The 10,796-nt window shown below is 70.9% G+C and carries 15 protein-coding genes; 6 read left to right on the top strand and 9 right to left on the bottom strand.

The annotated features are described in order from the left end of the window. From VHK87_RS11625 to VHK87_RS11660, 8 genes are all read right to left on the bottom strand, one after another. The coding region (locus VHK87_RS11625) for a twin-arginine translocase subunit TatC (RefSeq protein WP_414694145.1) at positions 1-138 on the bottom strand (138 nt) is incomplete at its 3' end. Then, positions 135-629 carry a Sec-independent protein translocase protein TatB gene (gene tatB / locus VHK87_RS11630; RefSeq protein WP_329635059.1) on the bottom strand — a complete coding sequence of 165 codons (495 nt, stop codon included), beginning with the start codon at positions 627-629 and terminating at the stop codon, positions 135-137. The genes tatB and VHK87_RS11625, both read right to left, overlap by 4 nt. 77 nt (positions 630-706) lie before the next feature. After that, positions 707-913, bottom strand: a complete 207-nt coding sequence (locus VHK87_RS11635; RefSeq protein ID WP_329635060.1) for a twin-arginine translocase TatA/TatE family subunit — start codon at positions 911-913, stop codon at positions 707-709. Between the two features lie 109 nt (positions 914-1,022). Next, positions 1,023-1,664: an SMC-Scp complex subunit ScpB gene (gene scpB / locus VHK87_RS11640; RefSeq protein WP_329635061.1), complete on the bottom strand. Its 642-nt coding sequence runs from the start codon at positions 1,662-1,664 to the stop codon at positions 1,023-1,025. Then, entirely contained in the window at positions 1,661-2,470 is an 810-nt protein-coding gene (locus VHK87_RS11645; RefSeq protein WP_329635062.1) for a ScpA family protein, read from the bottom strand. Before VHK87_RS11645 ends, scpB begins: the two co-directional genes overlap by 4 nt. Further along, on the bottom strand, positions 2,467-3,492 hold the full coding sequence (gene nagZ, locus VHK87_RS11650; protein WP_329635063.1) for a beta-N-acetylhexosaminidase: 1,026 nt from the start codon (positions 3,490-3,492) through the stop codon (positions 2,467-2,469). The genes VHK87_RS11645 and nagZ overlap by 4 nt, the downstream gene beginning before the upstream one ends. After that, a complete protein-coding gene (locus tag VHK87_RS11655; RefSeq protein ID WP_329635064.1) occupies positions 3,489-4,298 on the bottom strand; it encodes an SPOR domain-containing protein in 810 nt (269 codons plus the stop codon). Before VHK87_RS11655 ends, nagZ begins: the two co-directional genes overlap by 4 nt. Positions 4,299-4,401: 103 nt before the next feature. Further along, complete coding sequence (locus VHK87_RS11660) at positions 4,402-5,571, bottom strand: deoxyguanosinetriphosphate triphosphohydrolase (protein WP_329635065.1); 1,170 nt, start codon at positions 5,569-5,571, stop codon at positions 4,402-4,404. Between the two features lie 87 nt (positions 5,572-5,658). Here VHK87_RS11660 and erpA point away from each other — a divergent pair, with 87 nt between their 5' ends. The 6 genes from erpA (at position 5,659) to VHK87_RS11690 (ending at position 10,021) form a co-directional block, all read left to right on the top strand. After that, positions 5,659-5,991, top strand: a complete 333-nt coding sequence (erpA, locus tag VHK87_RS11665; RefSeq protein WP_329635066.1) for an iron-sulfur cluster insertion protein ErpA — start codon at positions 5,659-5,661, stop codon at positions 5,989-5,991. Between the two features lie 75 nt (positions 5,992-6,066). Beyond that, a complete protein-coding gene (locus VHK87_RS11670) occupies positions 6,067-7,029 on the top strand; it encodes an alpha/beta hydrolase (RefSeq protein ID WP_329635067.1) in 963 nt (320 codons plus the stop codon). A gap of 40 nt (positions 7,030-7,069) precedes the next feature. Beyond that, a complete protein-coding gene (xth, locus tag VHK87_RS11675; RefSeq protein WP_329635068.1) occupies positions 7,070-7,849 on the top strand; it encodes an exodeoxyribonuclease III in 780 nt (259 codons plus the stop codon). Positions 7,850-7,926: 77 nt separating this feature from the next. After that, the gene (locus VHK87_RS11680) at positions 7,927-8,568 is read left to right on the top strand and encodes a hypothetical protein (RefSeq protein ID WP_329635069.1); all 642 of its coding nucleotides are present in this window, start codon (positions 7,927-7,929) and stop codon (positions 8,566-8,568) included. Positions 8,569-8,622: 54 nt separating this feature from the next. Further along, positions 8,623-9,318 carry an NnrU family protein gene (locus VHK87_RS11685; protein WP_329635070.1) on the top strand — a complete coding sequence of 232 codons (696 nt, stop codon included), beginning with the start codon at positions 8,623-8,625 and terminating at the stop codon, positions 9,316-9,318. A 1-nt stretch (position 9,319) separates the two neighbouring features. Then, the gene (locus VHK87_RS11690; RefSeq protein WP_329635071.1) at positions 9,320-10,021 is read left to right on the top strand and encodes a DUF4336 domain-containing protein; all 702 of its coding nucleotides are present in this window, start codon (positions 9,320-9,322) and stop codon (positions 10,019-10,021) included. A 5-nt stretch (positions 10,022-10,026) separates the two neighbouring features. Here the strand turns inward: VHK87_RS11690 and VHK87_RS11695 are convergent, their stop codons facing one another. Beyond that, the gene (locus VHK87_RS11695) at positions 10,027-10,716 is read right to left on the bottom strand and encodes an aspartate/glutamate racemase family protein (protein WP_329635072.1); all 690 of its coding nucleotides are present in this window, start codon (positions 10,714-10,716) and stop codon (positions 10,027-10,029) included. Positions 10,717-10,796: the final 80 nt, after the last annotated feature.

Here is a 10,796-nt window from a genome sequence, read left to right on the forward strand (position 1 = left end):
CGCGAAACCGAAGCAGATGGCGAAGCCGATGAACAGCGCCACCAGCGACACGATCAGCCGCTGACGCAGCTCGATCAGGTGGTCGAGCAGCGGAGCGCGGGAGGCCTCGATCTCGGCGTCTTCGTCGGGGATGCTCACGCCTGGCCCGCCTTCGGAGCGCGCGGCTTGCGGGCGCGCTTGGGCGCCGCCGCCTCGGCCGGCGCGATAGTGACCTCAGACTTTGGCTTGCGGGCCCGGCGCTTCGGCGCCGCCGCGGCCTCACTTTCGGGCTCCGCCGCGGGCAGCGGCGCGGGTTCGGCGTATTCGTGGCCGCGATAGACCATCCCCTCGTCCGCCTTCAGCCCCTCGTCGATTTCGCTGAACACCTGCTCCATCTCCGCCTTGCCGGCGGCGTCGTCGAGCAGCTGGCCGCGGCGCATGGCTTCCACCTGCTTGCGCAGCTCGTCCAGCTCGGACTGGCGGGCCATCTCGTCGAAGCTGGAGCGGAACTCCGCCGCCATGGCCCGCATGCGGCCGGTGAACTGGCCGATGCGCCGCATCAGCAGCGGGAGATCCTTCGGCCCCACCACGATCAGCGCGACGGCCGCGATCAGCATGAGTTCGGCGGCGCCGATGCCGAGATCGAGCATGGATTGGCCTTAAGCGACAGCGCCCGCGCCGATCAAGCGGCGCGGGCGCGAATTGCATGTGCGGCGTGAGCTGCGGCTCAGCCGCGGGCTTCGTCTTTCTCGCGCTCGGAGGTCAGCGGCTTCTTCTCGGCGGTCTCGGCCTCGTCGTTCTTCAGGCCGTCCTTGAAGGCGCGAATGCCTTTGGCCGCATCGCCCATGATCGAGGAAAGCCGCCCGCGCCCACCGAACAGCAGGGCGATGACGACCAGTACGATCAGCCAGTGCCAGATCGAAAATGAACCCATAGGGGTCGAACTCCTTCAGATCGCCGGCCCAGTCATGAGCCGCGTCCCGCCCGTTGTCGCGGGGAATATAGTGGCTCGGCGCGCCCGTAGCCAACCGAGGCTACGCGGCCTAACGCCCCGCCTCGGCCTCGCCCAGGAAATCTGTGTGGAATTCGGGCGCCTCATGAGGATCCAGCGGGTCTTCGTCGGGGTCGAGGCCGGCGGGATTGGGCACCGAGAAGTCGGCCGGCAGGTCGAGGGAGAGCAGGCCCGCGGCCTTCATATCGGCCATCCCGGGCAGGTCAGCGAGGCTGGCCAACCCATAGTGCTCGAGGAAGGCCTCGGTGGTGCCGTAGGTGACCGGCCGGCCCGGCGTGCGCCGGCGGCCGCGCATCCGGACGAGACCAAGCTCCAGGAGGACGTCGAGCGTGCCCTTGCTGGCCTGCACGCCGCGCACCGCCTCGATTTCGGCCCGGGTCACCGGCTGGTGGTAGGCGATGATCGCCAGGGTCTCCTGGGCGGCGCGGGAGAGCCTGCGCGGCTCTTCCCGCTGCTCGGTCATCAGGAAGGCGAGGTCCTGGGCGGTCTGGAAGCGCCATCGGCCGGCGACCTCGACCAGCTCCACGCCGCGGCCCTCGTAGCGGGCCTTGAGCGCGGCGATGGCGGCGGGCACGTCCGACCCGGCCGGCAACCGGCCGGCGATGTCCTGGTCGCTAAGGGGGCCGGCGGCTGCGAATAGCAGCGCCTCTACCTGGCGTTCGGTCTCGCTCACGCGGCCTCCGCCCGGCCCTTGCGGGCCCGAAGGTAGATGTCGGCGAAGGCCTCCAGCTGGCGGGCCTCCAGCGAGCCCTCCTTCACCAGCTCCAGGCTGGCCGACAGGGTTGAGGCGACGTAGGAGGCGCGGCTCGGCCCCTCCCCTTCCGGCCGCCAGGGCGCGAGGCCGGTGAGCGCCGTCCAGCGAGAGAGCTCGGGAAGCATGTCACGAAGGCGGTCGCGGGCGGCCTCAAGCGGATAGGCCTGCTGAGGCCGGGGCGTGTAGTGCTTGCCCTGCTCCTTGCGCCGCTGGGTCACGTAGGCGCTCATCAGGCTGTAGAGATCGCCTTCGACGAGGCTGGAGGGGATCACCTTCACCTGGTCGGGGTCGCCGCGGACGAACACGTCCCGGCCGAGCTGGGGCCGCTCCTTCAGCGCCTCGGCGGCCTTGCGCATGGCGTCCAGCTTGGCGAGGCGGAAAGCGAGCTGGGCGGCCATCTCCTCGGCCGGCGGCTCGTCGCCCTTCGGCCTCTCGGGCTTGGGCAGCAGCAGGCGCGACTTCAGGTAGGCCAGCCAGGAGGCCATCACCAGGTAGTCGGCGGCGAGCGCGAAGTGCAGCCGGCGGGCCTGCTGGACGAAGGCCAGATACTGCTCGGCGAGCTTCAGCACCGACAGCTTGGTCAGGTCCACCTTCTGGGTGCGAGCCAGGGCCAGCAGGACGTCCAGCGGGCCTTCGAAGCCGTCGATGTCCACGATCAGCGCCGCGCCGTCCTCGGCGGCCCGGGTGGCGGCCTCGAAGGACAGGCCCGGCTGGAAGGCGTTCATGCGGCGAAGCGGCCCTGGAACGCGGCCTCGAAGCGGGCCCGGCCCTCCTCCACGTCGAACGGCTCGGGAACCTTGGCGAGGCGCGCGAGCGCCGCCTTGGCCCGGGCCAGCGCGCGGCCCTGCAGGGGCTTGGCCCCGGCGACCACGCCCTTCATCTCGTCCATGTCGCCGTTGCAGTGGAGCGCCACGTCGCAGCCGGCGGCCAGCGCCGCGCGGGTGCGGCCGGCGAAGTCGCCCGACAGCGCCTTCATGGAGAGGTCGTCGGTCATCACCAGGCCGTCGAAGCCGATGGCCCCGCGGATCACGCGGCGGTGGACGATACGCGAGGTGGTGCCCGGGCGGTTCGGGTCGATGGCCGTGTAGACGACGTGCGCTGTCATCGCCATCGGCATGTCGGAGAGGGCCTTGAAGGGCGCGAAGTCGCGGGCGTCGAGCTCCTCGTAGGAGGCGTCGACCACCGGCAGCTGCAGGTGGCTGTCGGCCAGCGCGCGTCCGTGGCCGGGGATGTGCTTGATGATCGGCAGCACGCCGCCGGCGATCAGCCCCTCGGCGGCGGCGCGGCCGAGCAGCGCCACCTCGTCGGCGGTCTGCCCGTAGGCGCGGTCGCCGATGATCTCATGGCCGTCCGGGGCCGGCACGTCGAGCACGGGCACGCAATCGACGTTGATGCCCACGGAGCGCAGGTCGTACGCCAGCAGCCGCGCGCCGAGCCGTGTGATCTCCCGGCGGTAGAGCGGATCGTTGCTGGCGATCTCGCCGTAGGCCCGGCCTGGCGGGTAGCGGCGCCAGTGGGGCGGGCCCATGCGCTGCACCCGGCCGCCTTCCTGGTCGATCAGGACGGGAGCGTCGTCGCGGCCGACGCAGCCGCGTAGTTCGTCGACGAGCCGGCGCACCTGGTCGGGAGTGTCGATGTTGCGCTTGAAGAGGATGAACCCCCAGGGGCGCACCTCGGAGAAGAAGCTCCGCTCCTCGTCCGAGAGGCTGGTCCCTGCGCAGCCGAGGATGCAGGCGTGGATGCTCATCGGACGAAGCACTGCTTTCCGGAGGACTTCAGGGCGTTGCAGAACGCCTGGGCGTCGGCCCGCGAGGAGAAACCGGTGACGGCGGCGCGGAACAGCGGCTTGCCGGGCGCCGGCTCGACGCTGCGTCCGCCCGGGTTGCCGCTGACGCCGGCCACCTTGGCGAGCTCGGCCTGGGCGAGCTCGCGGCTGGTGAAGGCGCCGATCTGCACGGCGGCCGAGCCGCCGCCGGCCGCGGGCGCGGCGGTCTTGGGCGCAGGGGCCGGAGCCGTGGCGACTTTAGGCGCCGGAGCGGGCGGCGCGGCCTTGGGGACGGGCGCAGGGGCCGGCGGGGCCTTGGGCGCGGTCGCCACCTGCACCGGCGGCGCAGGCTTGGGCGCCGGCGGCAGGGGCACGGGCTGCGAGCTGACCGGCGTAGTCGGCGCGGCGGCCGGAGCGGCCTCGACGGCGACGGGACGCGGCGCCGGTTGCTCGGGCGGCGGGGCGAAGCGGGGCTCGCCGGCGGGCGCCTCGCCGGCGTCGGTGCGGTAGATCTGCAGCCCGGCGGCCGGATCGATGGCCGCCTGCTCGGGCGGCCCCTCGCCCCGCAGATCGCCAACCGGCGCGCCGACGGTCTGGGGCGCATCGCCGGCCTGGCGCACGCCGCCCTGGTAGAAGACGTAGATCGCCGCGACCAAGGCGATCAGCACCAGCCCGCTGATGATCAGGGTGAAGGGTACGGGCCGCGCGCCGCGGACCGGCTGGCGGGCGTCGAACGACAGCGGCGCGTCCGTAGAGGGCGTGTAGGCGCCGCGATCAGCATCTGTCATCGCGAAAGGCTCCCGGGGGAACTGGTCGGCGCGGCGAAGCGAATCGCGCACCTGTGGCGGTCAGTCTATCGAAGCGCGCCCGGCTTCGAACCGCCCCTTCGCCCTAATTCCAGACGTCGAGGTGGAAAAGCCTGCGGTGTTCTTCGATGGCGAAACGATCGGTCATGCCGGCGATGTAGTCGCAGACCACACGCGCGCGGCCGGCCTTGTCGCTGTTCTGCAGACGGGCGAACCACTCGGTCGGCAGGACGTCGGGCTCCTCCATAAACAGCTGAAACATCTCGGCCAGAATGCGGCGCGCCTGGCTGCGCGTCCGATTGACGCGCCAGTGGCGGTACATGCGCGTGGCGAGGAATTGCCGCAGCCGGGCCAGCTCCTCCACCCGCTCGCGGGAGAAGGCGACGAGCGCCTGGTCCATCATTCGCACGTCCTCGGGGCTGGCGATGTCAGCGGCCCGGGCGCGGCGAAGGGTCTCGGCCATGACGTCGTCGATCATCGCCCCGATCATCCGCCGCACCGCCTCCAGCCGGATGATCTGCGGATCGAGGTCGGGGAAGTCGCGGTAGACGCTGGCCAGGATGGGCCCGATCAGCGGCACGTCCAGCAGCTCCTTCAGGTGGAACAGCCCGGCCTGCACGCCGTCGTCCACGTCGTGGTTGTTGTAGGCGATGTCGTCCGCCAGGGCCGCAACCTGGGCTTCCGCCGAGGCCCAGGTGCCCAGGCGCAGGTCGTACTCGCCGCTGAAGGCCGCCACGTCGCTCCAGGCCGGGTCGCCCATGCGGTCGTCGACGGGGCCGTTGTGCTTGACCACTCCCTCGAGGGTCTCCCAGGTCAGGTTCAGACCGTCGAACTTGGGATAGCGCCGCTCCAGGGCGGTGACGACGCGGAAGGTCTGGACGTTGTGGTCGAAGCCGCCGTAGGGCGCCATCTGCCGTTCCAGCTCGTCCTCGCCGGCATGGCCGAAGGGCGGATGGCCGAGGTCGTGGGCCAGGGCGATGGTCTCGGCCAGGTCCGCGTCGAGGCCAAGCGCGGTGGCCACCGAGCGGGCGATCTGGGCGACCTCGAGCGAGTGGGTCAGGCGGGTGCGGAAGTGGTCGCCCTCGTGGGCCACGAAGACCTGGGTCTTCTCTTTGAGCCGGCGGAAGGCGGTGGCGTGGATGATCCGGTCGCGGTCGCGGGCGAAGGGGGTGCGGGTGCGGCTCTCCGGCTCGGGCACCTTGCGGCCGCGGGAGGCGGCGGGATCTTCGGCGTAGGCGGCGCGGAGCGGTAGCATGGAGACCCTTCAGACCTGCGGGCGCAATCGCCCCTTGGGCGAAGCGGCCGGCGACCTCATATAGTCTAGACGCCAGGCAGTCTTAAGATGATGACCACAGACCTTTCCCTCTCTCCCGCCGCCGCCGCCCGCCTCAAAGCCATCAGCCAGGCCGAAGGCAGGCCGCTGATGCTGCGCGTGGCCGTCGAAGGCGGCGGCTGCTCCGGCTTCCAGTACCAGTTCGACCTGGTGGACGAGGCTCAGGAGGACGACCTGAAGGTCGAGCGCGACGGCGCCGCTGCGCTGGTGGACGTCATCTCCCTGGCCCTGCTGAAGGGCTCGGAGATCGACTTCGTCGACCAGCTGGCGGGCGCGGAGTTCCGCATCAGGAATCCCAACGCCAAGTCCAGCTGCGGCTGCGGCGTCAGCTTCTCCATCTGAAGTATAGTCACGCTCGTTTCATAAACCGCCGTCCCGGGTTAGCATCGCCTCCGGATTGGAAGCGCGGGTACGGACGTGCGGGCTTGGTTGCTCATCGCGGCGTTGCTGACAGCGCCGCTCGCGGTCCAGGCGAAGGGCCTGGAAAAGTCGGTGGCCGCCACCGGCGCCGGCGGCACGCTGCACGGCGCCATGCTGACCCCATCGGATGTCGCCCGCCCGCCGGTGGTGCTGATCGTCCCGGGCTCCGGCCCCACCGACAAGGACGGCAACAATCCCCTCGGCGCCACAGCGGCCAGCTACCGGCGTCTGGCCGAGGCGATGGTCGACCAGGGCGTCGCCTCCGTGCGGATCGACAAGCGCGGCATGTTCGACAGCGCGGGAGCGGCCGCCGATCCGAACAAGGTGACGATCGCCGACTACGCCCGGGACGTGCAGGCCTGGGCCCAGGCGCTCAAGCCGGTCACCGGCGCGCGCTGCATCTGGCTGCTCGGCCACAGCGAGGGGGCCCTGGTCGCCGCCGCGGCGGCCGCGGAGCGCAGCGACGACGTCTGCGGCCTGGTGCTTGTGGCGGCGCCGGGCCGTCCGCTGGGCCAGGTGCTGCGCGATCAGCTGAAGGCCAACCCCGCCAACGCCGCTCTGATGGCCGACGCCCTGGCCGTGATCGAGAAGCTCGAGCGCCGCCAACCGGTGGACGTCTCCCGCCTGGATCCGGCCCTGCAGCGGCTGTTCTCACCGGTCGTGCAGCCGTTCCTGATGGATCTGATCGCCTACGACCCCCCCGAGCTCCTGAAGAAATACAAGGGCCCCGTGCTGGTGGTTCAGGGGACCACCGACCTGCAAATCACCATGGCCGACGCCGAGCGGCTGGCGGCCGCCCGGCCGGGCGTGAAGCTGGTCAAGGTCAAGGGGATGAACCACGTACTGAAGGAGGCGCCCGCCGACCGGGCCGGCAACCTCGCCACCTATCGCGATCCCCTGAAGCCCGTGGCCCACGGCGCGGTGGACGCCATCGTCGACTTCGTGAAGGGCGGCGGCTGACCGCTTGAGCGCGGCCGCGGGCGCCTCTAGCGTCGGCCCCATGCGCATCGCCACCTGGAACGTCAATTCCGTCAACGCGCGGCTGGAGACCGTCCGCCGCTGGTTCGAGCAGGAGCAGCCGGACGTGGTCTGCCTGCAGGAGCTGAAGTGCGTCGACGAGAAGTTCCCGGCCGAGCCGTTCGAGCGGCTGGGCTACAACATCGCCGTCCACGGCCAGAAGACCTACAACGGCGTGGCCATCCTTTCGAAGACGCCGCTGGAGGACGTCCGCCGCGGCCTGCCCGGGGACGACGCGGACGACCATGCCCGCTACCTCGAGGCGTTGGTCTCGGGCCCGACGCCGGTGCGGGTGGCGTCGATCTACCTGCCGAACGGCAATCCCATCGGCACCGAGAAATTCTCATACAAGCTGAACTGGCTGAAGCGGCTGAACGCCCATGCCCGCGAGCTCTTGGCGCTGGAGGAGCCGCTGGCGATGGTCGGCGACTACAACGTCATCCCCGAACCGCGGGACGCCGAGTACCCCGCCCACTGGGCCAAGGATGCGCTGTTCCAGACCGAGAGCCGCGAGGCGTTTCGGGCGCTCAAGTGGCTCGGGCTGACGGACGCCTACCTGCAGGCCGACGGCGCGCCGGGCGCCTACACCTTCTGGGACTACCAGGCCGGCTCATGGCAGCGGAATGACGGCATCCGCATCGACCACGCCCTGCTCTCGCCCCAAGCCGCCGACCGGCTGCGCGGCGTGGCGATCCATCGGGACGTCCGCAGCTGGGATAAGCCGTCGGACCACGTCCCTCTGGTGGTGGAGCTGGACGTCTAAGGCGCAGCTTCGCCGCATTTTCGCCTGCGACGAAGACTCTCTTCTCGACTCGGGCCGAAGCAGCCTAGCCTCGCCGTATGAACGATCTCGCGCGCCTGCTGCTCTGGATCGCCCTTGCCGGGACCGTGGTCACCCTCCTGGGGAGCGCGGCGATCTGGTTCATGGACGAGGAACGGCGGATTCGCCGCGCTCTCAAGCGGGTTCTGCGCCATGCGCCGGAGGCGATGGTGATCGCCCGCGGCCGCGGCCGGGGCGCCGGCTTCTGCTTCTCCACGGGCTCGATGGGGGTGGCCTGGGACGGCGGCGCCTGGTGCCTCGTCTACAAGGTCGACGAGCTGGTCGGCGCCGAGTTGATCGTCGACGGCCAGGTGCTGGCGCGGGCCTTCCGAGGCGAGCCGCGCAAGGCCATGGACCAGGTGGTCGCGGCGATCGAGAAGGTCACCCTGCGGCTGGTGTTCGACGATCCCCGCTTCGCCGACTTCGACCTCGACCTGTGGCTGCCCGGCGACGACTCCGGCCGCCGCCCCGCGCCATCGACCGAGGCAGTGAGCGAGGGCGCCCGCTGGATCACCCGCGTCGAGGCGATCCTGCGCCGCGCGCCGCGGCCTGGCGCGCGCGTAGCCGCCCCCGCGCCTCAGCCGACCCCGCCTCCGATGGCGGGCGACGACGACGAGGCCGATCTCGACCTGGACGAGCCAGGGGCCGCCAACGCGGCTTGACGCTGGCGGCGGGGACGCCCCAACTCCTCGGCAGCATTCGACGGGGAGGCGCGCATGCTCAACCTCATCGCCGCATCGGCGTTCTTCGTCCTCATCCACCTGATGATCTCGGGAACGCGGGCCCGGGACGGACTCGTCGCGCGCCTCGGCCAGGGACCATACCTCGGCGCCTTCAGCCTGCTGACGGTGATCGGTCTCGTATGGCTGGTCTTCGCCTACGGCCAGGCGCGGGGAAGCCCCGAGAACGAGCCCTACTGGAGCGTGGGCGAGGCGAGCCGCCAGGTGCAGATGGTCGTCCAGCTGCTCGCCGTGATGCTGATCGTCATCGGCCTTTCTACCCGCAACCCTACCAGCGTGCGCCAGGAGGGCGCGCTGGAGCGCCCGGACGTGGTGAGGGGCATCCTGCGGGTCACCCGCCATCCCTTCCTTTGGGGCGTGGCGCTGTGGGCGCTGGGGCACCTGGTGATCAACGGCGACAGGGCGAGCCTCATACTGTTCGGGTCGCTGCTGATCCTGGCGGTCACCGGCACGGCAAGCATCGACGCCAAGCGCAAGCGGGCTCTGGGCCCCGCCTGGGACGGCTTCGCGGCCCAGACCTCCAACATCCCCTTCGCGGCGATCGTGGCGGGGCGGCAGCGACTGATCTGGCGCGAGATCGGGGTGTGGCGGATCCTAGCGGGGGTGGCCGTGTATCTGGCCCTGGTGCTCGGCCATCCGCACTTCACTGGCGTGCCGGCGCTGGCAGGCTAGCGTGGCGGGGCCCACCCTGCAGCCGGTGGGGCCCGACATCTGGCTCGCCGCTGGACCGGAAGCCGATGTCGCCGGGTTCCGGTATCCCACCCGGATGGCGGTGATCCGGCTGGATGGGGACGGCCTTCTGATCTGGTCACCGGTCGCGCTTTCGGAGAGCCTCCGCGAGGAAGTGGACGGGCTCGGCGCCGTGAGGAGCCTCGTCGCCCCGAACTCCCTGCATCACCTGTTCCTGGACGACTGGCGGCGAGCCTATCCTGAGGCCAAGCTCTTCGCCGCGCCTGGCCTGGCCGCCCGGCGCACGGCCCTGGTGATCGATGCGGAACTTGGCGACGAGCCGCCGCCCGAGTGGGCGAGCAGCCTCGATCAGGTCGTCATGCGCGGAAATCGCATCACCACCGAAGTGGTCTTCTTCCATCGGCGCAGCGGCACGGTCCTCTTCACCGACCTGATCCAGCAGTTCCCGCCCGGCTGGTTCCGAGGCTGGCGGGCGCTGATCGCCAGGCTCGACCTGATGACCGAGCCCGAGCCAGCTGTGCCCCGGAAGTTCCGCGCCGCCTTCACTGACCGGCGCGCGGCGCGCGCAGCGTTGGGGCGCATCCTGGCATGGCCCGCCGGTAAGGTGGTGATGGCGCACGGCGCGCCGGTTGAACAAGACGGCCGGGCGTTCATCGCCAGGGCGTTTCGGTGGCTTACGGGCTGAGGAGGTCAGTCGAGCGCGAACGCCACGGCCGCGCGCGCGTGAATCTCGGTGGTGTCGAAGGCGGGCAGGTCCAGGTCGGCCTGGGAGATCAGCAGGCCGATCTCGGTGCAGCCGAAGATGACGCTGTCGGCCCCCTGCCCCTGCGCCGCCCCGATCATCGCCAGGACGGCGGCCTTGGCCTTTGGCGAGACCAGGCCGACGCAAAGCTCATCGTAGATGATGGCGTGCAGGCGCTCGCGGTCGGCGGGCTCCGGGACGAGGGCCTCGATCCCGCGGGCGGCGAGGCGGTCGCGATAGAAGGCCTTCTCCATGGTGAAGCGGGTGGCCAGCAGCAGGGGCCGTCGTGCGCCGGCGGCGGTCAGCGCGTCGGCGGTGGCGTCGGCGATGTGGATCAAGGGAATCGAGACGGCGCCCTGAACGGCGCCCGCCACCAAGTGCATGGTGTTAGCGCAGATGAGCACCGCCTGCGCACCCGCGGCCTCGAGCGTGCGGGCGGCGGCGGCCAGCACCTCGCCGGCCTGATCCCAGGCGCCGTCCGCCTGCATCTTCGCGATCGGCGCGAAGTCGAGGGAGGCCATAACCAGGCTGGCGGAATGCAGCCCGCCCAGCCGCTTGCGGACGAGGCGGTTGAGCAGCTGGTAGTAGATCACGGTGCTCTCGGCGCTCATGCCGCCGATCAGGCCAAGCGCCTTCACCTAGATGTCCGCATAGACGTGCTGCTCGCCGGCGAATCCCGGGTGGGTGACGGCGCCCAGGTGGGCCGGGCCGACGATAT

Source organism: Phenylobacterium sp., from assembly GCF_036263695.1.
In the GTDB taxonomy this organism is placed as follows: domain Bacteria; phylum Pseudomonadota; class Alphaproteobacteria; order Caulobacterales; family Caulobacteraceae; genus Phenylobacterium.